This is a genomic window from Raineyella sp. (assembly GCF_034933565.1).
Classification (GTDB): Bacteria; Actinomycetota; Actinomycetes; order Propionibacteriales; family Propionibacteriaceae; genus Raineyella.
The window spans coordinates 221,657-247,923 of the sequence record NZ_JAYFNG010000002.1 but is presented as its reverse complement, the minus strand read 5'-3'; the positions used below and the strand labels follow the sequence as shown (position 1 = coordinate 247,923).

The window sequence follows — 26,267 nt, the reverse complement described above, 5'->3', positions numbered from 1 at the left end:
GCCTCGCGCAGGTCGAGGTCGGCGGTCTCGGCCATCAGTGCCTCGGCCTGTTCCGGGCCGAGCACCCGCAGGATCCGCTCCCGGCTCTCCCGGGCGTCCCCGCCCAGGCCGGGGCCGAACGCGTCGATGACGGTCCCCTGTGCCCGCCACAACGCGTCCGCCGCCCCCTGCAGTCGCGCCGCCCGGCGCGGCTCGCCGGCGGCCATCACCACCTGGCAGGCGAGCAGCAGGACGTGCGGGGTGCAGATGCCGTCCTCGAAGACCTCCTGCAGCCGCAGCGCCTCGGTGGCGTACGCGCGGACGCCGGCCAGATCACCCTGGCGCCACAGCACGATGCCGGTCACCCACAGGGCGTACGCCTTGGCCCACGCCTCCCCGTTGCGGCGGCTCTCGGCCAGGATCTCCGCGCAGGTCTCCCCACCGCCGGCCGGGTCACCGGAGTAGATCTGGCACAGTGCGAGCTGGAACATCGCGGTCTGCATCGCGGCGACGTCGCCGAGCTCGCGCAGCACGTCGATGCCCGCCCGGTAGAGCGGTACTCCCTCGGCCGGGTCCCCGCCGAACAGGCAGAGCAGGCCGCTCCAGGTGGCCACCTCGGCCAGCCGGCGCCGGTCGCCGAGGTCGGTCGCGATCGCCCGCGCCTCCTCGAGCATCCGGGCCCCGTCCTGGTGGTCGCCCTGCAGCATGGCGATCCAGTAGACCACCAGCAGGCACTCGCAGCGCAGCGGTGCCGCCACGTCGGGCAGCGCCAGCACCCGTTCGAGTCGGTAGCGTCCGGCGGCCATGTTGTGCCCACCGGCCCAGAAGTAGCGCAGGTTGGCGGCGATCCCGGCGGCGGTGTCGTGTCCGTCCGGATCGGAGATGCCCCAGTCCATCGCGGCGACGATCTCGGCCACGTCGCGCCGGGCGCGGCGCAGCCACTGGGCCTGGTGCGGCCCGGCCCACTCCCGGTGCATCTGGCCGCTGCGTTCCAGGGCGAGCCTGGCGTGGCGGCGCCGCAGGTCCTCCCACTCGTCGCTGCGCACCGCGACCCGGGCGCCGTAGTCGCGCATCGTCGCGAGCTGGCGGTAGTAGGTGAACCCGTCGGCCGGTTCGGCGATCAGCACCGACTTGGTGACCAGTCCGTCGAGCAGGTCGATCACGTCGGCGGGGTCGATGGTGCCATAGCCGGCGACGATCTCGACCGCCTCCAGATCCGCGCCACCGCGGAAGACCGACAGCCGTGACCAGAGCAGCCGCTCGGCCGGGGTGCACAGCTCGTAGCTCCAGTCGACCAACGCCTCCAGGGTCCGGTGCCGCGGCAGGATGTCGCGCGGGGAGCCCTTGAGCAGCGAGAACCGCTGGTCCAACCGGTCCAGCAGGTCACCGACGCCGAGGGCGCGCAGCCGGACGGCGGCCAGCTCGATCGCCAGCGGCATCCCGTCCAGATGGGTGCACAGCTCGACCACCTGGGTGCAGTTGTCGGGGCCGACGACCAGGTGGGTGCCGGCCCGGTCGGCCCGGTCGACGAGCAGCCGGACCGCCTCGGACTCCCGGACCGCGTCCAGGTCGGCGCAGGAGTCGGGCACCTGCAGCGGCGGGACGACCAGCACCTGCTCCCCGGAGATCCCCAGCGGTTCCCGGGAGGTCGCGACGATCCGCACCTCGTGGCACTCGCGCAGGACCGCCCGGGCCAGGCCGGCTGAGGCCTCCAGCAGGTGCTCGCAGTTGTCGAGGACGAGCAGCAGCCGCCGGTTGCGCAGATGCCCCAGCACCTGGGCCACCGGGTCCTGCAGCGACTGGTCGATCACCTGCACCGCGGAGGCCGTACGCCACGCGACGTCGACCGGGTCGGAGACCGCATCGAGGGTGACGACGACGGTGCCGTCGGGGAACTCGTGCTCCAGCCGGGAGCACAGTTCGGTCGCGAGCCGGGTCTTGCCGATGCCGCCGGGCCCGACCAGGGTCACCAGGCGACGGCGATGCACGAGTTCCACCACGTGGCACACCAACTCCTCACGCCCGATGAAGGACGTGAGGGCGGTCGCCAGCTCCGGTGACGGCGACAGTTCGGTCAACGCGACTCCTCGACGGCGGGGATCATCCCAGACTACGTGAGACGGCGCGGGATCGGGGGGCCGCGGACGTCCCTCCGGAACACCTCTACCCCCGTGCCGGAGGCCGGCTGCGGCGTCACCCACCCGTGACGCAGGAGGCGGATACGGGTAGTTCTACGGGTACCGGGTGATCTGTGACCCACCTTACATTCGGTGCCACGGACACGACTCAAGGAGGAGTCCATGACGTTCTTCATGCACCGGCTGGCGGAGGTGCTCGGGGCCCCGGAGCCCCAGGAGGCCCCCCGGCCCGCATTGCGGCCCGCCGTCCTCGTCGCCCGCAACGAAGGCACGGATCGCCAGGTCGCCCTGCGGTCGCTGGCCGAGCAGCTGGTCTGCGAAGCCAACGCGGTCATCGAGGATCCCGCCTCCCACCTCGACCTGGTCGACGAGGTCGGCGGGGAGGACCTCGCCTTCACCATCAGCTGCCGCGACCATCGGGCCCGGGTCTCCACCCACTTCTCCGGCGGCCGCACCCTCGGCCGGATCATCTCCGCCGACCTGCCCGCGGGCGAGCCGCAGGAGCTGGCCGGTCCGGAGGCGCTGCCCGACCTGCTGGTCCGCCTGGTCGTGGCGGCCGGCCTGCACAACGCCGAGCCGGTCCACATCAGCTGACCGGCCACCCGCCGGACTGCTGCCCGACCCGTCGGGCCCGCCCGGCAGATCGCCCCCCGCATCCCTGCTCTTCCGTCCCCAGGTGCGCACCGCCCGGTGCCGACACCCCGACGCGTACGCCCCGAGGGCGTGCCGCCCCACCGATGTCCGGTCAACGATGACCGACAACACAGGAAAGGAGGTCAGTCACGTGCAGTACGAGCTGAAGACCCAGGTCATCGAGCCTCTTCGCCAGACTTTCACGCCACTGATCGAGCGCTACGGCGACAAGCCCGCCACCCGCTACCAGGAAGGGACCATCGGCCTGCAGCCGACCGAGAACTTCCACTACCGCCCGACCTGGGATGCCGAGCGCGAGCTCTACGACCCGGACTACAGCGCCCTCAAGCTGACCGACCCCTACTCCTACACCGACCCGCGGCAGTACTACTACACGCCGTACGTCACCAACCGGGCCGCCATGCACGAGGCCTTCGGCAAGACCCTCGACTACGTCAGCGACCACGGCCTGCTGGAGCGTACGCCGCAGAACTGGCAGCAGCTGATCGCCGAGGTGATCATCCCGCTGCGGCACTACGAGTCCGGCGCGCAGATGCTCTACTCCAACGCCTGCCGGTTCAGCTACGGCGCGACCATCGCGCAGTGCTGCGGCTACGAGAGCTTCGACCGGATCGGCAACGCGCAGCTGATCTCCCGGGTCGGCATCGCGCTCGGCCACGAGTCCTCGGCGGTGCTGAAGTCCGCCAAGGCGCTGTGGATCGACGCCCCGCACCTGCAGGGCCTGCGGGAGGTCGAGGAGAAGCTGCTGATCGAGCAGGACTGGGCGGCCGCGGTGATCGGCCTGGACATCGTCGACGAGCTGATCGATGCCCTGGTCTACCGTCACCTCGACGAGGAGGCCATCCTCGGCGGGGCGGGTGCCTATTCGCTGCTCGCCCAGCACATCGGCACCTGGTGGGCCGAGCACCGCAAGTGGCTCGACCCGCTCTACAAGGGCTGGCTCGGCGACGAGCAGTACGGCGCCACCAACGCGGCCGCGATGGCCGCCGCGGTGAACACCTGGCTGCCGCAGGCCCTGTCGGCGGTCGAGCAGGTCGCCGCCCAGGCGGACACGCTGGCCGGCACCGACTCGGTGTCCGCGGTCCGTACGCACGCCACGAAGGTGGCCGAGAAGTTCCGCGCCTTCGGCCTCGAGATCAACGACCCCCGGGGAGCCTGAGATGACCGAGAACATCCTGGACAACCGGCCGGTCAGCGTCGATCTGCAGGAGACCGAGAACAACCGTGCCCTGATCAGCGCCATCGAGAGTGACAACGCCGACCTGGTGATCAACCACTTCCCGGGCGTGGTGAAGCTCCAGTCCCCCGGCCGGCTGGTGATCAACCGCGAGAGCGTCGAGGCCGAGCTCGGCCGTACGTGGGAGACCCACGAGTTCCAGATGGCCATCATCACCCTCTCCGGCAACATCTCCGAGTGGGACGAGGACCGCATCGTCATCTCGTGGGGTCCCCGGGTCGAAGACGAAGAAGACGAGGACTGACACCATGACCACCACTGCTCCGAACCAGCCCAACCAGGCCGCGGCCAAGCCCAAGAAGCTCTCGATGAAGGCGCGCTACAGCGCGCTGACCCGCGACCTCGACTGGCAGCCGTCGTACGTCTCCGAGGACGAGATGTACCCGCACACCACGTACGAGGGCATCAAGATCCACGACTGGACCAAGTGGGACGACCCGTTCCGGCTGACCGTCGACGCGTACCACCGCTACCAGGCGGAGAAGGACAAGCGCCTCTACTCCGTCCTGGACGGCTTCGCGCAGGGCCAGGGCCACCTCACCCTCGCCCACGCCAGCTACCTGAACGCGATGAAGATCTTCCTCGGCGGCGTGACCCCGCTGGAGTACCAGGCCAACCGCCACTTCGCCTACCTGGCCCGGCAGTTCAACGGCCCGGGCCCGCGCTTCGCGGCGCTGTGCCAGTCGATCGACGAGATGCGCCACGCGCAGACCGAGATCCACACCCTGTCGAACTACAACAAGTTCTACTCCGGCTTCCACAACTTCCTGCAGCAGCACGACCGGGTCTGGTACCTGTCGGTGACCAAGTCGTACTTCGACGACGCGCTGAGCGCCGGCCCGTTCGAGTTCCTGATCGCGATCGGGTTCTCGTTCGAGTACCTGCTCACCAACCTGCTGTTTGTGCCGTTCATGTCGGCCGCCAGCTTCAACGGCGACCTGCCGACGATGACCTTCGGCTTCTCGGCGCAGTCCGACGAGTCGCGCCACATGACCCTGGGTCTGGAGGCGATCAAGTTCATCCTCGAGCAGGACGAGGCCAACGTGCCGATCGTCCAGGAGTGGGTCGACAAGTGGTTCTGGCGGGGCTACCGGGTCACCGGCCTGGTCGCCGCGATGCTCGACTACATGCTGCCGCGCCCGGTGATGAGCTGGAAGGAGGCGTTCGAGCTCTACTTCGAGCAGCAGATGATGAACGGCCTCTTCCCCGACCTCGCCCTCTACGGCATCCGCCCGCCGCGGCACGTCGACCAGGCGATCCGCGAGAAGGAGCACCTGTCGCACTGGCTGTACGACACGCTCTACCAGTTCAGCCACGCCGCGAACTTCACCACCACGGTGCCCGACGAGGAGCACATGGACTGGCTCTCGCAGGCCTACCCGGACACCTTCGACCAGCTCTACCGCGACAAGTGGGAGGAGACGCGGGCCCTCGACCAGGCCGGCAAGCGGTTCACCTACCCCGGTCTGCCGCAGCTGTGCCAGGTCTGCCAGGTGCCGATGACGTTCCACGCCGACGGCGACCCGGCCCACATGGCCCAGCACTACTCCGACCATGAGGGGGAGCACTACAACTTCTGCTCCGAGGCCTGCAAGTGGATCTTCGACCGTGAGCCGGTCAAGTACCGCCAGGCGTGGCTGCCGGTGCACCAGATCTACCAGGGCAACTGCGGCGGCCCGACCCTGCCCGACGTGATGGCGTGGTACGGGTACCAGGACGGTGACGCCGGGGAGTTCGTCGGCAGCATCGACGACCAGAACTGGCAGAAGTGGCACCGGCAGATCGAGGACAAGCTCGGCACCGCCCAGGAGGTCGAGACCGCCCTCGACGCCGAGGGTGTCACCGCTGCCGCCGCCTCCGTCGACGCCTCCATCGGAAAGGACGCCTGACCATGGCCATCAAGGCTCTCTACGACTACAACTACCCGTCCCGTTCCGCCCAGGCGCTCTACGGTGACAACATGATGGTCCACCTCTGGCAGAAGGACGACCTGTGGTTCTCTTCGCCGGCCTGCTTGCTGGTGCCGAAGAACATGACCTGGAAGGACTTCTACCAGACCCAGTTCCTGCCGTACGTCTCCGCCAACCCGCACACCACGGGTGAGGAGAGCTACGCCTGGAGCCTGGTCGACCGGGCCTTCACCCCGCAGGACGACAGCACCCTCGAGGAGCTCGGCGTCCAGCACAAGAACACCCTGGGCTTCGCCCGGGTCTGACCGCCGGACACGGGGAGGGGCCGGGCCTGCCCCCGGCCCCTCCCCCGCCCGTCCGGTCCCCTTGCCGTACGCTCCCTCCCACCGCCCCGTCAAGTTCACTTCAGCCCATTCCGGGCTTCCGCCCGGTTCACGCTCTCCCCCACCTCGCCCTTTCCCCACCCCGTCCGGGTCCCCTTCGGTCCGGACCCTTTCCCGCCCACGCCGTCGTACGCCCCGGCCCGCCGCACAGAGAGAACCGCAGGGACACCATGAGCCACACCGTCACCGTTGAACCGCTCGGCCGCGAGGTCGAGGTCGCCGACGACCAGACCATCCTCGAGGCCTGCCTGCGGGCCGGTGTGTGGCTGCCGCACTCCTGCACCCACGGCACCTGTGCGACCTGCAAGGTGGAGATCCTCGACGGCGAGGTCGACCACGGCGCCGCCTCGAGCTTCGCGCTGATGGACTTCGAGCGCGAGGAGGGCAAGACCCTCACCTGCTGCGCCCGCCCGCAGGGCGACGTGACGATCGAGGCCGACGTCGACGTCGAGGAGGAGCTGGAGATCTTCCCGGTGCAGGACTTCACCGGCACGATCGTCGAGCTCACCGACATCGCCCACGAGATCAAGCGGCTGCGGATCGAGCTGGACCGCGAGATCGGCTTCAACGCCGGCCAGTACATGAAGATCATCGTCCCCGGCTCCGACGGCGTCGACCGCACCTGGTCGATGGCGAATCCGCCGACCGAGACCAGGGTCGTCGAGTTCCAGGTGCGCAACGTGCCCGGCGGCGTCGCGACCGATGGGTGGCTGTTCAAGGACGCCGCGGTGGGCGACACCGTGCAGCTGTCCGGACCGTACGGCCGGTTCGTCCTGCGCACCTGGGAGGAGGAGCGCCCGATCGTGATGATGGCCGGCGGGACCGGCCTGGCGCCGATCGCCTCGATGATCAAGCACGCGCTCCTCAACGAGGCGTACGACGGGCACATCACCCTCTACGCCGGTGGGCGGACCCGGGCCGACCTGTACGACGTCGACTACTTCCGCGAGCTGGCGGCGGAGTACCCAGATCAGTTCAGCTACCACCCGTGCGTCTCGAACGAGGAGCCCGAGGAGGGCTACCGCGGCGGGTACGTGACGCAGGCGCTGGAGGAGGATTTCGACAAGCTGAACGGCTACCAGGGCTACATGTGCGGTTCGCCGGCGATGGTCGAGGGCTGCCTGAAGTCGTTCATGAGCCGGCGGCTGTTCCCCCGCGACATCTTCGGCGAGGACTTCTTCAACGAGGGTGACAAGCAGAAGGGCCTCAGCTCGCCGCTGATCAAGCGCTGACCCGGAACCCCTCCCGGCGGGGACCCGAGTGGCTACGGTGGGCACATGCTCGTCGCCTTCTCCGTGGCCCCCTCCGGTGGGGACAATCCCGATGCCTCCCTGCACGAGGCCGTCGCGGCGGCCGTCCGCGTCGTCCGCGCCTCCGGTCTGCCGAACCGCACCGACTCCATGTTCACCACGCTGGAGGGTGACTGGGACGAGGTGATGGACGTGGTGCGGCGGGCCACCGAGGCGGTCGGGGCGTACGGCACCCGCGTCTCGCTGGTGCTCAAGGCCGACATCCGCCCCGGTCACACCGGGGAGATCACCGGCAAGGTCGCCCGGGTCGAGGCCACCCTGGCGACCCAGGAGGCGATCGCCCCGGACGCCCCGAGCGGCGGCGGGGACGGGGACAGCGCATGAGGAGGCTCCCGCTCTTCCCGCTGGGGGTGGTGCTGTTCCCCGGTATGCCGCTGCAGCTGCAGGTGTTCGAACCGCGCTACCTCCAGCTCCTGGAGGACCTCTCCGAGCTGGAGCCGGAGGACCGCGAGTTCGGCATCGTGGCGATCCGCGAGGGCTCGGAGGTCGGCACCCGGCGGGTGCACAGCGTGCACAACGTCGGCTGCGCCGCCCGGCTGGCCGCGGCACGGTCGCTCGGGGAACGGTTCGTGATCCGGGTGCTGGGCACCTGGCGGTTCCGCCTCGACGGGGTCGACGCGGCCGCCGAGACGCCGTACGCCACCGGCCTGGTGACGAAGCTGCCGGAGGTCCGCGGCGACCAGCAGCGGGTCGACGAGCACGCCGAGGAGGTGCGGGCGGCGCTCGAGGCGTACGCGACCGCCCTCAACGGTGAGATCCCGCCACTGCCCCGCGATCCGGACGAACTGGCCTACACGGTGGGGGCGCTCGTCCCGCTCAGCATCACCGACCAGCAGGAGCTGCTGGCCGCCCCGACCACCGAGGCCCGCCTGGCGGTGGCGCGGGACCAGTTGCGGCGCGAGGCCGGCCTGATCCGCGCGACGCATTCACTGCCGTTCCGGCGCAACGTCGGCGACGCCTCCCCCAACTGAGGTCTCCCCCACTGAGGTCCGGCGGGGCCGGGGCTCAGCAGTCCCGGCGTTCGACGGGACCGCGCCCGGGCCCGGCAGTCCCGGCAGACGGCAGTCCCGGCATGCGACGGGACCGCAGCTCGACAGGCCGGCCGGGGCGGGGCCGGGCGATGTGGCTCAGGCCGGGACGGGGCCTGGGGCCCGTGGCTCAGGCCGGGACGACCGAGTAACCTGCCTCGTCCACGGCGGCGGCGATGGCCTCGAAGGCGACCTCGGCGTCAGAGGTGACGACCATCCGGCCGGACTCGAGGTCCACGTCGACCGCGGTGACGCCCGCCACGCCGCTGACCTCCTCGGTCACCGAGTTGACGCAGTGGCCGCAGCTCATGCCGGAGACGGTGTACGCGGTCGTGGCCATGGAGTTCCTCCCGTGGTTCTGCGCCGCGGCAGGACTGCGCCACGACGGTTGTGCTGAAGAGCAAGCGTACGCCGCGTCCCGCGGTCCGGACGCCCCGCCCGGCCCCCGAACGGCACGCCGGTGGGCATGCCCCGCCGGGGACAGGCACACCGGCTCGCGCGGGGCTCTCCCGAGGCGGACGAGGCCGTACGAAGGCCATCAGGGAACGCCGTACGAAGGCCATCAGGGAACGGAAGGCCGTCAGGAGACGAAAGCGGTCAGGAACGGACGAGGCGAGCGATCGCGGCGGAGGCCTCGGCGAGCTTCTGGTCGGCCTCCTCACCACCCGCCTCGATGGCGTGCATGACGCAGTGCGACAGATGCTCGTCGAGCAGCTTCAGCGCGGTGGACTCCAGCGCCTTGGTGACGGCGGAGATCTGGGTGAGGATGTCGATGCAGTACTGGTCCTCGTCGACCATCCGCTGCAGGCCACGGACCTGACCCTCGATCCGGCGCAGCCGGCGGACGTAATCCTGCTTGCTGTCGGCGTAGCCCCAGGGGTTGTTCGTGGCGCAGCAGCCACCGGCGTCGGCCGCCCCGGATGCCTCGTCCCGACCCGCCTCGTTCTGGCCGGTGTCCGCCTGCGTGGCACCGTCGGGACGGCTCTCGAGGGTCAGCGCCATCGCCCCGGCCGCCGTGGCTCCCGTCGACGCGGCGCCGCCGCAGCAGCTCGGCGTCGCGACGAGTGCCGGCGTGCCGGCGGGCATCGTCGAGCTTTCGGTCCGGGTCTGGGCATCGGCCGACCCGGACGCCGTCGATCCGGTGAGCACTGTCGTCTCGGCATCCATCGTGAACCTCCTCCGTCCGTCCCCCATGACGCGCGATGGGGTCTCCACCACGACCCTGACCGGGGCGCAGCGGACCGTCTCCCAGCCTACCCGCAAGGCCGCCTCACCCGGCCCGGACGACCGGAAGGGGGATCAGATCGGCGTGTCCCGGCCCGGTCCGTACGACGCCGGACGTGTCTTGATCCTGAAGCCCTAGTCACGCATGGATCGGCAACCCGAGCGCGGAAAGTTATACACATCGCGTGTGGATATGCCACACCCGGGCTGCCCCGTCAAGCACACAGACCAGCAGGACAGGTGGTCTGAATATTTCTCCCGACGAGTTTTCATCCACCGTAATCGACGATTGAATCCCCTAGTCAGCACCACATTTGAATCGGTCTGACCGTCAACTGCCCGGAGCAGTCCACAAGTTGTCCCCCTGCACAGGGAAGGTCTCCACAATCTCTCCCCAGATGTCCACAACCCCTGTGGAAAACTCGTCTGGCGGAGACACCCGGGAGCGTCTACGGTGGAGCTCCGCCGGTCCTTCGGGGCCGCGACGGCGAGCCTGCGACGGTCCGGCGACGGGCCCGGACGGGGCGGTCCACAGGCGGGTCCGGCGCGGGCTCCGGCGGTGATCCGTACGTCTTCGGCAGCGCCGTACGGGACTGTCAGACCCCTCGCCTAGGGTCGATCAGGTCAGCGGGAAGTGTGCCAGGAAGAGGGGGAACCATGGGTGTCGTCGGTCTCGAGCCGGCCTGGAGCACCGACCATCGGGAGCCCGGACCGGGACCTGACCGCCAGCCTCCGCAGGACCTCGTCGCCGAGCAGAGCGTGCTCGGCGCCATGATGATCTCGAAGGACGCCATCGCCGAGGTCATCGAGCTCGTCCACAGTGACGACTTCTACAAGCCCGCCCACGAGCTGATCTTCGACGCGATCCTCCACCTCTACTCCCTCGGTGAGCCGGCCGACGCCATCACCGTCGCCGAGCAGCTCACCAAGCGCGGTGAGATCGCCCGCGTCGGTGGCCACACCTACCTGTACGACCTGGTCGCCTCCGTCTCCGTCGCCGCGAACGCCGGCTACTACGCCCAGATCGTCCGCGACAAGGCCGTCCTGCGCCGCCTCGTACAGGCCTCGATCAAGATCGCGCAGCTCGGCTACAACGCCGAGGGTGACGTCGACGACATCGTGGACGAGGCCCAAGCCACCATGTACGCGATCGCCGACCGCCGCTCCACCGAGGACTACAAGCCGCTCGAACAGCTGATCGAGCCGACGATGGACCAGATGGAGCTGATCGAGGCCCAGGGCGGCGTGATGAGCGGCGTCCCCACCGGCTTCGCCGAGCTCGACGAACTGACCGCCGGCCTGCACTCAGGGCAGATGGTGATCATTGCCGCAAGGCCGGGTATGGGCAAGTCGACCCTGGGGCTGGACATCTGTCGGTCCGCGTCGATCAAGCACGGGCTGACCTCGTGCATCTTCTCCCTCGAGATGAGCCAGACCGAGATCACCATGCGCATGCTCTCGGCGGAGGCGTCGGTGCCGCTGTCCCACATGCGTCAGGGCACCATGTCCAGCGACGAGTGGGACCGGGTGTCCAGCAAGGCCAGCCTGATCGGGTCGGCCCCGCTGTACGTGGACGACTCCCCCAACCTGACGATGATGGAGATCCGCGCCAAGGCCCGCCGGCTCAAGCAGCAGCACGACCTCAAGCTGATCGTTCTCGACTACCTGCAGCTGATGAGCTCCGGTAAGAAGGTCGAGTCCCGCCAGCTGGAGGTGTCCGAGTTCTCCCGGCAGATGAAGCTGCTCGCCAAGGAACTGGAGCTGCCGGTGATCGCGATCTCGCAGCTGAACCGAAACCCGGAGAAGCGCGACGACAAGCGCCCCTCGGTGTCCGACCTGCGAGAGTCCGGCTCGCTGGAGCAGGACGCGGACGTAATCATCCTCGTCCACCGCGACGACTACTACAACAAGGACGAGTCCGACCGCGTCGGTGAGGCCGACATCATCGTCGCCAAGCACCGCAACGGGCCGACCAAGACGGTGACCGTCGCCTTCCAGGGGCACTACTCGCGCTTCACCGACATGGCGCACTGAGCGAGTACCTCGCCGTCACCGAGCTTCAGGCAGGAACGGACACGACCCCGTACACGGGCGATCGTGGGTCGGCGGACGCCGGAGGCTGGTACCGCCGACGTTTGGAAACAGGCTCTGCGCTGCGCCCAGGGCGGCCCTGGCGTAGCCGGCCTCGTACACCGCCACGGCCCGTCCCGGCGCAGGCAGGGTGAACGGCGCATCGGGGACCGCGCGCTTGTATGCGCTCGTGAAGGCGTCGTACACGACCCGGGGTAGTTCGAAGGTGTGTCCGAAGAGCGCGAGCACGCCATACGGGCGCAGCACCTGTGCGGCCTTCGTGGCGCCGGCATCCGGGTCCACCCAATGCCAGGCGGTGCCGGCGACCACGGCGTCGAACCGTCGACCTGCCGGGTCCCAATCCTCGAACCTGGCCTGTTCGACCGCCAGTCCGCGGTTCCGGGCGAACTGCGCCATCCGCGGGTCAGGCTCGACCCCGAGCACGATGCACCCCGCCGCTTGGAACTGCCGGGACAGGATCCCGGTGCCGCAGCCGACATCGAGGACCTCGCGCCCGGGGCATGCCGCGACGATCGAAGCCACCAACGAGTCCGGGTACGGCGGCCGGGTACGGTCGTATCGCTCGGCATCGACCCCGAACGACTCCGCTGCCGGCCGCAGCCGATGCGTGACCGGTGAGGTGCGATCGGTCGGCTCATTGCTGCTCATGACTCACTGTTGCTCATGACGCCAGCGAAGCACCACCACCCCGGCAGGGCCGGGCGGGCCACCGCGAGGACCGCGCTCTTCGCTGCATCTCGGCGCTCCGATCCTCATGCTACTTTGAGGGTGTTCCCGGCCAATGTTCCGCCTCCGTCATCCACCCAGCACGGTCGGAGCAAGATCGGTTTCATCGTGAAGGAGCACCGCGATGGCACGCATCTCCGGAGAGGTCACGATCGACGCACCTGTCGACGAGGTGTTCGATCTGGTCGCCGACGAGCGGACCGAGCCCAGATACAACCCCCCGGATCGCCTCTGCCGAGAAGCTGAGCGACGGACCGGTCGGCAGGGGTACGCGCTTCACCGCTCAGCCCAAGGGCATAGGCGCCAGGGGCAGGATGACCATCGACGTCCTGGAGTACGACAGACCGCGCCGACTTCGCAACATCGTGCGCTCGTCGTACCTGCAGCTCGACGGCACCCTGACCTTCACTCAGCTGGATGGCCGGGCCCTGCTGCGATGGGACTGGAGCATGCGCCTGGTCGGGCCGATGAGGGGGCTCGCCCTGGTCGGCCCCTGAGGGGAGCGTCGCAACTGGGTAGGGCTCAAGCGGTACATCGAGTCCGACCGCCGCTGAGCGGGCAAACCGTACGCCGGGAAATCGGAGGACTGCCATGATCTCTTTGGTCGGCGGCGTGGCTGCGGTCCTGGCGGCAGCCGCACTGCTCGGTGGCATCGCCGGGATGGCCACAGGCCGATCTCAGTGGTCCCCATGGCTGGCCGTTTTGTACGGGTACAACGCCGAATACCGGGTCACATCCCGCGATGCGTTGCGCGGCGTCCACACGGTCGATGTTGCATTGCTCCTGCTCGCCGGCACGACGTATGCAGGCTTCTGGCCCGGACCCGGCACCAGCCACATCGTGTGGATGACGCTCGCGATCGCGCAACCCCTGCTCGGCATCCCCCTGCTGATGGTGACGAAGCTCTCCGGCCGGTCGGGGTTGATGGGAGGCGCTCTCGTCCTCTCGATACTCATGCTGGTTGACGCCACCTCGGCCATGGTCGCCGGGTTGGGCGTGTCAGCCAGCATTCTGCTGCTGGTCGGCGACTTCGGGACGAATCCGCGCCCCTCACGGATCCTCGCCGGCACCCTGGCAGTCGGTTGTGGCTCGCTGGCCATCTGGTTCTGCGCGCTCGCGGCGCTGCTGCTCACCTGACGACATCGAAGTGGTACCCCCTCCGCATCGGCCCCGTCTAGACTTGAAGGATCAGCCCCGTCGCCGACCGTGATGGCGGGAGCAGCCTGCTCCGCTCAGGTCCGGCCCCTCGAGGGCTGTGCACTGCTCCAGGAGGCGGATCATGCGAACTATCGTGGTGACCGGTGCGGCATCCGGCATCGGCAAGACCCTGACAGGGATCCTCACCGAGCGAGGTGAGCGCGTCATCGGCGTCGACCTGCATGACGCTGATGTGAATGTGGACCTGACCACCCTTGAGGGCCGTACGGCCCTGGTCGACGGGGTCCGCGAGCTGTCCGGCGGCACGATCGACGCGATCGTCGCCAACGCCGGGCTCGCCCTGCCGATCCCGAAGACCGTGTCGGTGAACTACTTCGGCGCGGTCGCCACCCTCGAGGGGCTGCGCCCGCTGCTCGCCGGATCGGCGGCGCCGCGGGCCTCGGTGACCTGCTCGATGGCGTCCCTCTACGCACCCGACGATGAGCTGCTCGGCGCGCTGTCCCGTGGCGACGAGGCGGCGGCGACGGCCCGGGCCGGGGTGTTGGCGGCCGACCCGCAGCTCGGCGCACTGATCTACGGCACGACGAAGCAGGCGTTGGCCAAATGGGTCCGTCGCCAGGCGGGCACCCCCGAGTGGGCCGGCGCTGGCATCCCGCTCAACGGGATCGCCCCGGGCATCGTGAAGACCCCGATGACCAAGGACATGATGGCCTCCCCGGAGGCGGTCGAGACGCTGCTCCAGCAGGTGCCGATGCCGCTCAACGGCCCGATGGGGCCCGAGGTCCCGGCCCGGCTGCACGCCTGGCTGGTGTCGGAGGAGAACACCCACCTGTGCGGACAGATCGTCTTCGTCGACGGCGGTTCGGACGTGGTGATCCGGGGCGACGCCACCTGGTGAGCCCACGCGACATCTGGCGGTCGTTGCCGTCGGCCCCAGACGCGTCCCGAGATAGCGAACGCGACCGGATATCCAGCCGCGAATGCACATGAACGGACGCGTCTGGGGCAACCCGGCAACCCGGCAACCCGGCAACCCGGCAACCCGGCAACCCGGCAACCCGGCAACCCGGCAACCCGGCAACCCGGCAACCCGGCAACCCGGCAACCCGGCAACCCGGCAAGGATCGTACGCAGGCCCACGCCCCTTGAGACCATCGCGTCACCTTGCCACCATGGGAGGACACCGCGACCAGGGGGTTCCGGGATGAAGACACTGCACACCGCCTACCGGGTGACCGACCTCGATGCCTCGCTCGAGTTCTACCGGGCGCTCGGCTACCGGGAAGTCGGCCGGGTCACGGTCGAGGACGGTTCGGTGCTGGCCGTGCTCGCCTTCCCCGGGGAGATGACCGCCAGCCTGGAGCTGGTGCACCGGCCCGAGGACGGCGCGGTGGAACTCGGGACCGGCTTCCACCACCTGGTGGTGCAGGTCCACGACCTCGCGGCCGCCCTCGCCGGGCTGACCACCGCCGGCTGGGAACCCACCCGCCCCGAGGCACCGGGAGGATCCGAGGGGCCCCGCACGGCATGGATCACCGATCCCGACGGCTACCGGATCGAGCTGGTCGAGTGGCCCAGTGGTCACCCGGACGGGCTCACCGCCGGCGACTTCGCCTGAGCCGCGACAACTGCGGCGGACCCACACAGGGCCGGCTGACCCACGACGGCTTCGACTGACCCGGGACGCGGCCGCCCCGGACGGCGGCGGCCGGATCGGCGGCTCAACGAGGCACTGATGCGACCGAGGCACCGGCTGCCGATGGATCCACACTGGCGGCCGTGGATCCACACTGGCGGCCGACTCGTACTGGCGGCCGGTGGATCGCGGGATCAGTGCCGCCGGGGCGGCTGCAGATGGTCGCCGAGCGAGTCGAGCGTGGCCTGCCATCCGTCGAAGTAGCTGCCGTCGCCCGCCGCCCCATCGACGCCGCGCAGGTCGAACGTCATCCGGGCCCCTTCGCCGACCGGTTCCAGAGTGATCGTGATGACCGGCTGATCATCCGGGTCGGCGTCGGGGTAGCCCCAGGTGAAGACGAGCCGTTCGAACGGCGTGACCTCGCGGTACTCGCCACCGGTGACCACCCGGTCTCCCGTCGTGTCGTCCACCATCATGTAGACGTAGTGGCCGCCCGCCTGGGCGTCGATCGCAACGCTCTCCCGGGGTGTGCTGGCGCCGCGCGGATGCCACCACCGGGCGACCGCGTCAGGATCGGTCCACGCCTGCCAGGTCTGTTGCGGAGACGCCTCGAACGTCCGGACCAGCGTGAAACCCTTGGACGAGTCGATCATCATGCCCTCCTTCGAGCCGGCTCCTCACGCACCGGCTTCTTTCATCCAGTCTGCCGCGGCCTTCCGACATCGACCATGGCGCAAACCACGACCGGATGCGGACCACCCCACGACCGGATGCGGACCGCCCCACGGTTGGCGACGGACCGGCCACGGCCGCCGGAGGCACCGACCAGCGCAGCCGACCCGCGCCACGGTCCTGAGCCGGGACGGCGACATGACCACGCGGATGTCCGTCAGCACGGTCGGCGTACGCCGCGTAGGCGTGAGCCGCGTAGGCGTGAGCCGCATAGGCGTGAGCCACGTGGGCGTGAGCCGCTCAACCCGCCAGTTCCGCGGGCACCACGACCGTGTCGACGAGCGCCCCGTTCCGCAGCACAGTGATCTCGAGTCGCCTGCCGATGGCATCCTCGAAGAGCAGCCGCTGCAGCGACTGGGCGTCGCCCAGCGGACGGCCCTGCACCGCGATCACCAGGTCGTGGGAGAGGATCCCGCTGGCGGCCGACGGGCTGCCCGGGACCACCTCGACCACCCGCAGGGCGGTCCGGTGTCCCGTACGTTCCGCCCAGCGCGGCGGCAGCACGGCCGGTGAGGTGACCAGCCCGAGGTAGGCGCGGCGGACCCGTCCGTCGTGCATCAGGGCGGCGATGATCCGCCGCGTCGTCGCGTTCACCGGGACGGCCAGCCCGACGCCCAGCCCGGCGACCGCGGTGTTGATGCCGATCACCCGCCCCGCCGAATCGGCGAGCGCCCCGCCGGAGCTGCCCGGGTTGAGCGAGGCGTCGGTCTGGATCACGTCCTCGATCAGCCGCATCCCGTTGGGCGTACGGACCGGCAGCGACCGTCCCAGGCCACTGACCACGCCGGCCGTCACACTGCCCGCCAGCCCCAGCGGGTTGCCGACCGCGACGACGAGGGACCCGATCCGCAGATCCTCCACATCGCGGAAGACCGGCGGCTCCATCAGTTCCCGCTCGGCGCGCAGCAGGGCGAGGTCGGCCAGCGGGTCGCGCCCGACCACCTCGACGTGGGAACTGCTGCCATCGGCGAAGAACGCCTCCCCCGCCGGCGCGTGCCCGACGACGTGGGCATTGGTGAGCAGGTGTCCCTCACCGGTCAGGACGACCGCTGAGCCCTCCGCCTCGCCGCGCTCGCCGGGCAGGTGGACCGCTGCCACCCGTGGGAGCAACTGCTCGGCGACGGCGACGACAACCTGCGAGTAGGCGTCCAACGCCTCCCGGTCGGTGGGGCCCCTGCCGCTGGACTCCCCGCCGGTGGGGCCCGTGCCACTGGACTCCCTGTCAGTGGGGCCCCTGCCACTGGACTCCCTGTCAGTGGGGCCCGGGTCGGTAGACTCCCCGCCGGTGGGTTCCCTGCCGGTGGATTCCATGGCGTGCCTCCGATCAGCCGGTGCGGCGCCGACGGCGGCCGCACCGATCACTGCTGGAGTATCAACGCCGCCCGGGCCGTGGTCCTTCCCGGCTCTCCCGAGACCGACTCACACCGCCGCCTCCGGGAGGTGACGCCTCCGCGTCCACGAGGCGGAGGGTCATCGCCAACGGCCCGGCTCCCCTGCTCGAGGTGGAGGGGCCACCCATCAGAGGCCCGGCTCCCCTGCTCGAGAGGGAAGGCCCTGCCACCGACTCACCCTTCTTCGAGGTTCTCGGCCCGGCGGACAGCGCCTCGGGCAACGCTCCAGGCTCCAGACGCTGCGGCAAATATGCATACGCGTCCGGACTTCCCACCGCGTTTGATATCTCCCGCAGCGTCTGCGTGATGGGCAGCGTCTGCGTAAAAGGGCAGCGGCCGACGGGCCCAGGGCGTGGTCGTCGGGTCTCAGGATGTGGTCACTGGGCCCCAAGGGGTCGTCGGGTTCCGCGGATGTGTAGTCGCCGGCCCAGGATGCGGTCACCGGGCCCCCAGAACGTGGTCGCTGACCCCCAGGGGGTCGTCGGGTTCCGAGGATGTGTAGTCGCCGGCCCAGGATGCGGTCACCGGGCCCCGAGAATGTGGTTGCCCGGTGATGGGGATCGCCGGCGCCCGGGGCAGCCCGAGGCGGCGATCACCTCATCGGGTCATCACCGAGGGCGACGCGACCGTACCCGTGGTGGGCGCGGCAGGCGGTGCCAGACCCGGATCGGCTTGAGGTGATAGGCCTCGGGGAGCTGCCACTTGCGCCACCGGGACAGCAGCATCAGCCCGGCACCGACCAGAGTGCCGAGGGCCAGGCCGACGGTGGGGTGGCCGAGTCGGCTGAGCAGCACCAGGGTGCCACTGGCGAACAGCGCCGGGGTCGCGTACAGGGTGTTGCCGCCGAACACCGACGGGACCTGGCGGAGCAGGATCTCGCGGACCGCACCACCACCGACCGCGGTCACCGCGCCGAGGAGCACCGCGGACAGAGCGCCGAGCCCGACCCCGAGCGTCTTCGCGGCACCGGCCACCGCCCAGGTGCCCAGGGCGAGGGCGTCGACCCAGGGGAAGACCAGGTTCCAGCTGCGACCCTCGACCGGGATCAGGAAGGCGATCGTCGCCCCGATCAGCGCGGTCACGATGTAGGCCGGGTCGGTCAGCGCGATCGGGGTGCCCTTCTGGAGCAACGTGTCACGGATCAGGCCGCCACCGAGGCCCGAGACGATCGCCAGCGTCGCGAAGCCGATCGCATCGAACCGCTCGTTGCGCGCCACGACACCGCCGAGGATCGCGTTGGACAACACCCCGGTGAGATCGAGGAAGCGCGAGGCCTCGGCCACCGCAGCCGTCAGACTCGACATCACGCACCGCCTCCGCCCATGGGCATTCGCCATCCCTCCTCCGGCACCGGCACGGCCCGCTCCGACACCCCGGACCTGGTTCCCCGGCCCCGTCTCCCGGACCCGTTCCCGGGGCTCAGGTTTTCCCGGGGCTCAGTATGGTGCAGCGCTGCCGACGGCGCATCATCACCGCCACCGGGTCAGCGGACCTGCTGCCCGCAGCGGTGCACGGCCTCCACGCCGAGGTCGGGGCCGAGGACGACCAGGTCGGCGTACGCCCCGGGGGCGATCCGGCCGATGTCGTCGCGGCCGAACACCGAGGCCGGGGTCGCGGTCGCGGCCCGGACGGCATCGACGAGGTCGATCCCGGCGTGCTGGACGCAGAAGCGTACGGCCCGGTCGAGGGTGAGCGTGCTGCCGGCGATCGCCCCGCCACCGGCGAGCCGCGCGACACTGTCGCGGACCTCGACCTTGAGCGGCCCGAGCTCGTAGTCGCCGTCGTCACTGCCGGCGGCGGCCATCGCATCCGTGACCAGGACGAACCTGCCGGGCTTGAGCCGGGCGATGTCGCCGACGATCGCGGGGTGCAGGTGCACGCCGTCGGCGATGACCTCGACGATCACCTCCGCTCGCTCCAGCAGCGCCACGATCAGGCCGGGCTCGCGGTGATGGATCGGGCGTTCGGCATTGAACAGGTGAGTGGCGACCCGCGCCCCGGCGTCGATCGCGAGGTTGGCGTCGGCGTACGTCGCGTGGGAGTGCCCCGGGGCGACGACGACACCGGACTCGACGAGGTGACGGACAGCGGCCTGGCCGCCGAGCCGTTCGACGGCCAGCGTGACCATCCGGATCGTGCCCTCCCCGGCGGCGAGCAGCCGGTCGAGGTCACGGCGCAGCGGATCGGTGAGCAGGTCGGGGTCGTGGGCCCCGCAATGCAGCTCGGACAGCCAGGGCCCCTCCAGGTGGATGCCCATCAGTTCCCGGTCGCTGACCAGTGGGGCCAGCGCGCGGACCTGTCGCTCCAGCACCTCGAGGGTGTCGGTCACCAGCGAGGCCATCGCCGACGTCGTCCCGTGCGCGAGGTGGGTGGCCAGCGCGGTCCGGGCCGCGTCGGCGCCGTCGGTGTAGGCGGCCCCGCCGCCGCCGTGCGCGTGCATGTCGACGAACCCGGGAACGAGGATCCGGTCCCCCAGGTCGACGACCTCGGCGGTCCCGGCTCCGGAGCCGGCCCGGGATCCAGCGGCCACACCGGCAGATCCGGGGACCGCACCGGTCGGACCGGACGGCAGCGGCCCGGAGCCGACCTCGACGATCCGCTCGCCCTCGACGCGCACCCAGCCGTCGTCGAGCGGCTCGGGGGTGAGCACCCGGGCCGCGCGGAAGATCGTGGTCATTCCTGCCACCCCGGCTTCTCGGCGTAGACGTCCAGGTAGTAGTCGTGCAGCGCCAGCCTCGAGGCGGCCGCCTCGTCGACGATCACCGTCAGCTGCGGGTGCCACTGCAGCGCGGTCGCGGTCCACATCGCCGAGACCGGCCCCTCCACCAGCTGGTGGATCGCCTCGGCCTTGTGCTCGCCGTCGGCGAGCAGCACCAGGCGGCGGGCCTCCATGATGGTGCCGACGCCCTGGGTGAGGCAGTGGGTCGGCACCCGGGAGACGTCGCCGTCGAAGAACCGGGCGTTGTCGAGCCGGGTCTGTCGGGCCAGCGTCTTGATCCGGGTCCGCGACCCCAGCGACGAGGTCGGTTCGTTGAAGGCGATGTGGCCGTCGGCGCCGACGCCGAGGATCTGCAGGTCGACCCCGCCGGCATCGCGGATCGCCTGTTCGTACGCGGCACAGGCGGCGGGGATGTCAGCGGCCAGACCGTCCGGCCCCATCACCCGCTCGCTGCGCAGATCGGTCCGGGCGACCAGTTCCTGCTCGATGACGTTGCGGTAGCGCTCGGGGTGGTCGGCGGGCAGCCCGACGTACTCGTCGAGCATGAAGGCCCGGCAGCCGGCCAGCGAGAGCCGCCCTGCCGCCGCCCGTCGACCGAGTTCGACGTAGAGACCGACCGGGCTGGACCCGGTCGCGACGCCGAGCACGGCGTCCGGCTTGCGGTGCGTCAGGCGCTCGACAATGTCCGCGGCCACCGGCGCCAGGTCGGCCGCGGTCGGCTTGATGATGACTTCCACGTCACTCTCCGTTTCGGGTTGCGTCCGTACGAGGAAAGGCACGGACCTCGGGGGCGTACGACCTGCGACGCACGTCGTGTGCAGTACGCACGTCATGTGCAGGTCGTACGCACTGCGTACGCTGCGGGCGACCCCGTACAGAACCTCAGGCCCCGCACGACCTGAGGGCGACCCCACGCGGAGCCTGTGGGCGACCCCACGCGGAGCCTGTGGGCGTCCCGTCCCGACCCGGCGAGGGGCGGGACGGGACGGCCGGGTCAGGGGCGCGTCGTCGCGTCGGCCGCGTCGTCGCGGGTCTCGGCGGGATCCTCCCGGCCCGGGGTCTTCAGGTTCATCCGCTTGATCATGAAGCTGAACAGGAAGTAGTAGATGACGCCGTAGCCCAGGCCGATGACGATCAGCAACAGCGGCTTGGTCGCGATGCCGAAGTTGAGGATGTAGTCGAACAGGCCGGCCGAGAAGGTGAAGCCGTCGCGGATGCCGAGCGCGTTGACCAGGGCCAGCGAGGTGCCGGTGAGCACCGCGTGGACGATGTAGAGCGGCCAGGCGACGAACATGAAGGAGAACTCCAGCGGTTCGGTGACACCGGTGAGGAACGCGGTGAGGGCGGTCGACAGCATCAGGCCGCCGGTGATCTTGCGGGCCTCCGGACGGGCGTTGCGCCAGATGGCGAGGGCCGCCCCCGGCAGGGCGAACATCATGATCGGGAAGAAGCCGGTCATGAACGTGCCGCCCTGGGCGCCCTGGGTGGCGAAGAAGCAGGTCAGGTCGCCGTGTGCAGCGGCGCCGGCCTTGACGCAGTCACCGACCTGGAACCAGACGGTGGTGTTGATGATGTGGTGCAGGCCCAGCGGGATGAGCAGCCGGTTGACGGTGCCGTAGACGAAGCCGCCGACGACCGAGTTCTGCGCCGACCAGACGCCCAGTGCGCTCAGGCCGTGGTTGAACCCCTCGTAGATGAAGGCCATCAGCACGGCCAGGATCATCGTGGCGAGGGCGGTGATGATCGGGACGAACCGCCGCCCGCCGAAGAAGGCCAGGTACGGAGGCAGCTTCACCCGGTGGAACCGCTGCCACAGGTACGCGGCGATGATGCCGACGAGGATGCCGCCGAGCACGCCGTAGTTGACCACCGTCTGCTTGCCGTCGGCGCCGACCGGCATGCCGACCAGCGGGGACATCGCGTCCCCGACGGCCTTGTAGACCAGATACCCGACCAGACCGGCCAATGCCGTGGAACCGTCGGCCTTCTTGGCCATGCCGATCGCCACACCGAGGGCGAACAGCAGCGGGAGATTGTCGAACAGGGTGCCGCCGGCGGCGCCGACGACGGAGGCGACGGCGTTCCAGTGCAGACCGTCCTTCCCCAACAGGTCGTCCTGGCCGAGTCGCAGCAGCAGACCCGCGACGGGCAGGGCGGCGATGGGCAGCATCAGGCTGCGGCCGAGCTTCTGCAGCCAGGCGAGCCAGGCCCGGTTCTTGCCGGTGTCGGCCGTGCCAACACCATCGGTGGCAGTGGACATCAGATGTTCCTTTCGTGGCCGTCGTACGGCCGCCGTGGGCCCTGGGGTCCAGGACCCGTGTCATGGGAGTGGGAGATGGACGTTTGTTCTCAGCCCTGCATCGAGGCGTCGAGGCTCATGTGCACCCGGTAGCGGTCGGCGCGGTACCAGGAGCGCACCGACTCGATCGGGCGGCCACGGCTGCTGGAGGTGCGGTCGAAGACGAGCAGCGCCTGGCCGACCTCCACGTCGAGCAGTTCGGCGAGGCGGTCGTCCGCGGTGGTGCCCCACATGGTCTGCTCGGCCGCGTCGACCGGGCAGTCGTAGTCGTCGGCGAGGATCGCGTAGACCGAACCACGCAGGTCCTTGGTGCCGAGGTCGGGGGCCCACCGGGCGTCGACCCACTGCTCCTCATACGCCATCGGCTCGTCGTCCGCGCAGCGGACCCGCTCCAGGTGCCAGGCCGGCTCGTGGGTCCCGAAGTACGCCGCCACCGCGGCGTCCGGGGGGGCCAGCTGCATCGACAGCACCGCGGTCGAGGGCACCCGGCCGCGCTGGGTCATGTCCTCGGTGAAGGAGGCGAGGTGCAGGTTGGTCTGCACCTTGGCCTCGGCGACGAAGGTGCCCTGGCCGGCGCGGCTGACCAGCACCCCGTCGTTGACCAGATCGGCGATCGCCCGCCGGACGGTGGCGCGGCTGACGCCGTACGTCTCCATCAGCGAACGCTCCGAGTCGATCGGCTGGCCGGGCTCGAGGGTGGCCACGTGGGTCCGGAGCTGGGCCTCGAGCTGCGCGTACTTCGGCACGGCGCCCAGCTTCAGCACCTTGGTCTGGCTCACGCGATCCTCCTCGATCCGGGGGATCCGATCGGATCCTCCCTCTGGCCCGCACCGGTTCGGTCTGGTACAGTCCGGTACGTACCAATTAGTTTTCTCCACCGCGGCACGCCTGTCAAGCGACAATGGAAGGACCGCATCGGGCACCGGCCCGACGGAGAAACACCCGACGTCCGATCAGAGCTGATCGGGGCACAGAAAGGGACAGCCATGAGCAAGGCTGCAGCACTCCTCGCCGGTCTCGGGGGCGCGGACAACATCGCCGATCTGGAGGCGTGCATCACCCGGCTCCGTACGGAGGTCAACGACGCGTCGAAGGTGGACGAGGCGGCCCTGAAGGCCGCGGGGGCCATGGGCGTGGTCCGGCAGGGCCGGGTGGTCCAGGTCGTCGTCGGCCCCGAGGCCGACACGATCGCCGAGGACATCCAGGACCTGATGTGAAGGTCCTCTCCCCGGTCGCGGGCACCGTGGGCCCGCTCAGCGATGCACCTGATCCGGTCTTCGCGGCCGAGATGGTCGGTTCCGGTGTGCTGGTCGACCCGGACCGTACGCCGGGCGTGGCCGTCGCGCCGGTCTCCGGGAAGATCGCCAAGGTGCATCCGCACGCGTACGCGATCGCGACGCCCGAGGGGGTCGGTCTGCTGGTCCACCTGGGCATCGACACGGTCCGGCTGAACGGCGAGGGCTTCGAGATCGTCGGCCCGGTCAAGGGTCAGGTCGTCGCCGGTCAGGAGATGATCCGCTGGGATCCCGCCGAGATCGAGGCGCAGGGCCTGTCGCCGGCCGTCCTGGTCTGCGTGTTGGACACCGCGCCGGGCAGCATCGCGACCGACCTGCTCGGCCAACACGTCAGCGTGGGCGATCCACTGTTCGAAGCGCCCGAGGCCGCGGCGAAGCGAGGCCGCAGGGCGTCCTGACACACATCCGGCGCCGGGCCCGCGGCCCGGCGCCGGAGTGGCGGTGGAAGTGGCGAGGGATCAAGGCCAGTGCCTTGGCCTTGATCCGGTCGAACTCCTCCACGGAGATGGTCCCCGCGTCCAGCCGGGCCTTCGCCTCGGCGATCTCGTGGGCGGAGCCCCCCGGACCGGGCGGACTGCCGTTCGGCCAGCGGCGCGCGGGTCCGCGACGTTAGGGTGAGCCATGTCGCCCGAACAGTCACCGGTGAAGGTCGCGACCTGGAGCGGACTCGCGGACCGTACGCCCACATACGCGCTGGTGGCGGGCGTCGACCTGGTGGTGATCCGCCACGACGACGAGGTCTCGGTGCTCTACGGGCGATGCCTGCATCGCGGCGCGCTGCTCGCCGACGGCTTCATCCGCGGCGAGGACCTGGTCTGCGGTGTGCACGGGTACGACTACCGCGTCGCGACGGGGGTCAGCGCGTACGCCAATGACGAGGTGCTGGCGCGGTTCACGGCCTGGGTCGACGCCGCGGCCGACGCGGTGCTGGTCGACCGGGACGAGATCGCGGCCTGGGAGAAGGAGCACCCCCAGCCGTACGACCGCGAGGCCTATCAGGGGCTGTACGCCGACATCCACGGCGGCCCCGAGGAGACCCAGAACGCGTACATCCGGATGCTGGCCCGCGACGGCCTGGCCGGGACCGGGCACCAGGGCGAGGTCGCCGCGATGGGCGTGCCGCTGGCCGAGTTGCCTCGCTGGGACGACCTGCAGCTGCTGACCGCCCAGCTGGCCCGGCGCCCGCTGCCGGACGACGCCCCGGTCGGCACCGACGTCGTGATCGGCCCCCGGGCGGCCCGACCCGTACGGCTGGACATCCCGATCCTGGTCACCGACATGAGCTACGGCGCGCTCAGCCGGGAGGCGAAACTCGCCCTGGCCCGCGGTGCGGAGCAGGCCGGCACCGGGATCTGTTCCGGCGAGGGCGGGATGCTGACCGAGGAGCAGGAGTCGAGCTCCCGCTACTTCTACGAGCTGGCGTCGGCCCGGTTCGGTTGGAGCCTCGAGCGTGCCGCCCGGTGCCAGGCCTTCCACTTCAAGGTCGGCCAGGGCGCGAAGACGGGCGCCGGCGGGCTGCTCCCGGCGGCCAAGGTGAGCCCGGAGATCGCCGCCGTGCGCGGGCTGGCGCCGGGCCAGGACGCGATCAGCCCGGCGACGTTCCCCGATCTGCGGACCCCGCAGGACTTCGCCGCGCTGGCCGACCGGGTGCGGGAGGCCACCGGCGGGATCCCGATCGGCTTCAAACTGTCCGCCCAGCATCTCGAGGACGACCTCGACTTCGTCCTCGAGGCGGGCGCCGACTATGTCATCCTCGACGGGCGCGGCGGCGGCACCGGCGCGGCGCCGCTGCTCCTGCGCGACCACATCTCCGTGCCGACGATGCCGGCCCTGGCCCGGGCCCGGCGACACCTCGATCGGTCCGGGCACAGTGATGTGACCCTGGTGATCACCGGCGGTCTGCGCCGCGAGACCGACTTCGTCAAGGCGCTGGCCCTGGGGGCCGACGCGGTGGCGGTCGGCAACAGCGCGATGCAGGCGATCGGTTGCCTCGGCATGCGCGCCTGCCACACGAACAACTGCCCGGTCGGCATCGCCACCCAGCGTGAGCACCTGCGCGACCGGCTGGTCGTCGAGGAGTCAGCGCGCCGGCTGGCCCGGTACCTCGCCGCGACCACCGAGCTGATGCAGGTGCTGGCCCGGGCCTGCGGCCACGCCCACCTGCGGGAGTTCCGCCCCGACGACCTCACCACCTGGAAGCCCGACATCGCCGCGCTCACCGGCGTCGCGTTCGCCGGGGTCGGGTAGACGGGGGTCGGTGGACGCCGAGCACTTCCTCGGCTGTGCAGTGGCAGTGATTGTGCGTTCGCCGGGGTCGGGCAGACCGCCGAACCGCCGCCGGGGCCCCACCTGCGGCG

General features: G+C 70.3%; 27 protein-coding genes. 16 read left to right on the top strand and 11 right to left on the bottom strand.

The window, feature by feature from the left end; all coding sequences use genetic code 11:
• Positions 1 to 2,057, bottom strand: a 2,057-nt coding sequence (locus VB059_RS01125) for an ATP-binding protein (protein ID WP_323420168.1), incomplete at its 3' end; no start/stop codon positions are given.
• A gap of 222 nt (positions 2,058 to 2,279) precedes the next feature.
• Here VB059_RS01125 and VB059_RS01120 point away from each other — a divergent pair.
• The 8 genes from VB059_RS01120 (at position 2,280) to VB059_RS01085 (ending at position 8,582) form a co-directional block, all read left to right on the top strand.
• Positions 2,280 to 2,711 (top strand): hypothetical protein, encoded by a 432-nt coding sequence (locus VB059_RS01120; RefSeq protein ID WP_323420167.1) that lies wholly within the window; start codon positions 2,280 to 2,282, stop codon positions 2,709 to 2,711.
• 190 nt (positions 2,712 to 2,901) lie between these two features.
• Positions 2,902 to 3,930 carry a hypothetical protein gene (locus tag VB059_RS01115; RefSeq protein WP_323420166.1) on the top strand — a complete coding sequence of 343 codons (1,029 nt, stop codon included), beginning with the start codon at positions 2,902 to 2,904 and terminating at the stop codon, positions 3,928 to 3,930.
• Position 3,931: 1 nt separating this feature from the next.
• On the top strand, positions 3,932 to 4,252 hold the full coding sequence (locus VB059_RS01110; protein WP_323420165.1) for an MmoB/DmpM family protein: 321 nt from the start codon (positions 3,932 to 3,934) through the stop codon (positions 4,250 to 4,252).
• A gap of 4 nt (positions 4,253 to 4,256) precedes the next feature.
• Positions 4,257 to 5,897: a YHS domain-containing protein gene (locus VB059_RS01105; protein ID WP_323420164.1), complete on the top strand. Its 1,641-nt coding sequence runs from the start codon at positions 4,257 to 4,259 to the stop codon at positions 5,895 to 5,897.
• Positions 5,898 to 5,899: 2 nt separating this feature from the next.
• Complete coding sequence (locus VB059_RS01100; RefSeq protein WP_323420163.1) at positions 5,900 to 6,223, top strand: hypothetical protein; 324 nt, start codon at positions 5,900 to 5,902, stop codon at positions 6,221 to 6,223.
• A 248-nt stretch (positions 6,224 to 6,471) separates the two neighbouring features.
• Positions 6,472 to 7,533: an NADH:ubiquinone reductase (Na(+)-transporting) subunit F gene (locus VB059_RS01095; protein ID WP_323420162.1), complete on the top strand. Its 1,062-nt coding sequence runs from the start codon at positions 6,472 to 6,474 to the stop codon at positions 7,531 to 7,533.
• A gap of 45 nt (positions 7,534 to 7,578) precedes the next feature.
• Positions 7,579 to 7,935 (top strand): thiamine-binding protein, encoded by a 357-nt coding sequence (locus tag VB059_RS01090; protein WP_323420161.1) that lies wholly within the window; start codon positions 7,579 to 7,581, stop codon positions 7,933 to 7,935.
• The gene (locus VB059_RS01085; RefSeq protein WP_323420160.1) at positions 7,932 to 8,582 is read left to right on the top strand and encodes an LON peptidase substrate-binding domain-containing protein; all 651 of its coding nucleotides are present in this window, start codon (positions 7,932 to 7,934) and stop codon (positions 8,580 to 8,582) included. Before VB059_RS01090 ends, VB059_RS01085 begins: the two co-directional genes overlap by 4 nt.
• 187 nt (positions 8,583 to 8,769) lie before the next feature.
• Here the strand turns inward: VB059_RS01085 and VB059_RS01080 are convergent, their stop codons facing one another.
• Together VB059_RS01080 and VB059_RS01075 are read right to left on the bottom strand one after the other, a co-directional pair.
• On the bottom strand, positions 8,770 to 8,979 hold the full coding sequence (locus VB059_RS01080; RefSeq protein ID WP_323420159.1) for a heavy-metal-associated domain-containing protein: 210 nt from the start codon (positions 8,977 to 8,979) through the stop codon (positions 8,770 to 8,772).
• A 257-nt stretch (positions 8,980 to 9,236) separates the two neighbouring features.
• On the bottom strand, positions 9,237 to 9,806 hold the full coding sequence (locus VB059_RS01075; protein WP_323420158.1) for a metal-sensitive transcriptional regulator: 570 nt from the start codon (positions 9,804 to 9,806) through the stop codon (positions 9,237 to 9,239).
• A gap of 714 nt (positions 9,807 to 10,520) precedes the next feature.
• On the opposite strand from VB059_RS01075, the gene dnaB reads away from it, so the two are divergent.
• Positions 10,521 to 11,897, top strand: coding sequence for a replicative DNA helicase (dnaB, locus tag VB059_RS01070; RefSeq protein WP_323420157.1), 1,377 nt, complete (start codon positions 10,521 to 10,523; stop codon positions 11,895 to 11,897).
• A 15-nt stretch (positions 11,898 to 11,912) separates the two neighbouring features.
• On the opposite strand, the gene VB059_RS01065 is transcribed toward dnaB, so the two are convergent.
• Entirely contained in the window at positions 11,913 to 12,602 is a 690-nt protein-coding gene (locus VB059_RS01065) for a class I SAM-dependent methyltransferase (RefSeq protein WP_323420156.1), read from the bottom strand.
• A gap of 392 nt (positions 12,603 to 12,994) precedes the next feature.
• On the opposite strand from VB059_RS01065, the gene VB059_RS01060 reads away from it, so the two are divergent.
• The 4 genes from VB059_RS01060 (at position 12,995) to VB059_RS01045 (ending at position 15,456) form a co-directional block, all read left to right on the top strand.
• A complete protein-coding gene (locus VB059_RS01060) occupies positions 12,995 to 13,177 on the top strand; it encodes a hypothetical protein (RefSeq protein ID WP_323420155.1) in 183 nt (60 codons plus the stop codon).
• A gap of 94 nt (positions 13,178 to 13,271) precedes the next feature.
• Entirely contained in the window at positions 13,272 to 13,817 is a 546-nt protein-coding gene (locus VB059_RS01055) for a hypothetical protein (RefSeq protein ID WP_323420154.1), read from the top strand.
• A 142-nt stretch (positions 13,818 to 13,959) separates the two neighbouring features.
• The gene (locus VB059_RS01050) at positions 13,960 to 14,736 is read left to right on the top strand and encodes an SDR family oxidoreductase (RefSeq protein WP_323420153.1); all 777 of its coding nucleotides are present in this window, start codon (positions 13,960 to 13,962) and stop codon (positions 14,734 to 14,736) included.
• Positions 14,737 to 15,042: 306 nt separating this feature from the next.
• Entirely contained in the window at positions 15,043 to 15,456 is a 414-nt protein-coding gene (locus tag VB059_RS01045) for a VOC family protein (RefSeq protein WP_323420152.1), read from the top strand.
• A 212-nt stretch (positions 15,457 to 15,668) separates the two neighbouring features.
• On the opposite strand, the gene VB059_RS01040 is transcribed toward VB059_RS01045, so the two are convergent.
• The 7 genes from VB059_RS01040 to VB059_RS01010 form a co-directional block, all read right to left on the bottom strand.
• Positions 15,669 to 16,127 (bottom strand): SRPBCC domain-containing protein, encoded by a 459-nt coding sequence (locus VB059_RS01040; protein WP_323420151.1) that lies wholly within the window; start codon positions 16,125 to 16,127, stop codon positions 15,669 to 15,671.
• 319 nt (positions 16,128 to 16,446) lie between these two features.
• Positions 16,447 to 17,358: a S1C family serine protease gene (locus VB059_RS01035; protein ID WP_323420150.1), complete on the bottom strand. Its 912-nt coding sequence runs from the start codon at positions 17,356 to 17,358 to the stop codon at positions 16,447 to 16,449.
• 847 nt (positions 17,359 to 18,205) lie between these two features.
• Positions 18,206 to 18,901 (bottom strand): trimeric intracellular cation channel family protein, encoded by a 696-nt coding sequence (locus VB059_RS01030; protein ID WP_323420149.1) that lies wholly within the window; start codon positions 18,899 to 18,901, stop codon positions 18,206 to 18,208.
• 179 nt (positions 18,902 to 19,080) lie between these two features.
• Entirely contained in the window at positions 19,081 to 20,274 is a 1,194-nt protein-coding gene (gene nagA / locus VB059_RS01025) for an N-acetylglucosamine-6-phosphate deacetylase (protein WP_323420148.1), read from the bottom strand.
• Entirely contained in the window at positions 20,271 to 21,053 is a 783-nt protein-coding gene (gene nagB, locus VB059_RS01020; protein ID WP_323420147.1) for a glucosamine-6-phosphate deaminase, read from the bottom strand. Before nagB ends, nagA begins: the two co-directional genes overlap by 4 nt.
• Before the next feature lie 257 nt (positions 21,054 to 21,310).
• Positions 21,311 to 22,576 carry a PTS transporter subunit EIIC gene (locus tag VB059_RS01015; RefSeq protein WP_323420146.1) on the bottom strand — a complete coding sequence of 422 codons (1,266 nt, stop codon included), beginning with the start codon at positions 22,574 to 22,576 and terminating at the stop codon, positions 21,311 to 21,313.
• An 89-nt stretch (positions 22,577 to 22,665) separates the two neighbouring features.
• Positions 22,666 to 23,394, bottom strand: a complete 729-nt coding sequence (locus VB059_RS01010; RefSeq protein WP_323420145.1) for a GntR family transcriptional regulator — start codon at positions 23,392 to 23,394, stop codon at positions 22,666 to 22,668.
• A 207-nt stretch (positions 23,395 to 23,601) separates the two neighbouring features.
• On the opposite strand from VB059_RS01010, the gene VB059_RS01005 reads away from it, so the two are divergent.
• The 3 genes from VB059_RS01005 to VB059_RS00995 all read left to right on the top strand — a co-directional run bounded on the left by VB059_RS01005 (position 23,602) and on the right by VB059_RS00995 (position 26,157).
• Positions 23,602 to 23,832 carry a glucose PTS transporter subunit EIIB gene (locus VB059_RS01005; protein WP_323420144.1) on the top strand — a complete coding sequence of 77 codons (231 nt, stop codon included), beginning with the start codon at positions 23,602 to 23,604 and terminating at the stop codon, positions 23,830 to 23,832.
• Positions 23,829 to 24,308 carry a PTS glucose transporter subunit IIA gene (locus VB059_RS01000; protein ID WP_323420143.1) on the top strand — a complete coding sequence of 160 codons (480 nt, stop codon included), beginning with the start codon at positions 23,829 to 23,831 and terminating at the stop codon, positions 24,306 to 24,308. Before VB059_RS01005 ends, VB059_RS01000 begins: the two co-directional genes overlap by 4 nt.
• A 223-nt stretch (positions 24,309 to 24,531) precedes the next feature.
• Positions 24,532 to 26,157, top strand: coding sequence for a glutamate synthase-related protein (locus VB059_RS00995; RefSeq protein ID WP_323420142.1), 1,626 nt, complete (start codon positions 24,532 to 24,534; stop codon positions 26,155 to 26,157).
• Positions 26,158 to 26,267: the final 110 nt, after the last annotated feature.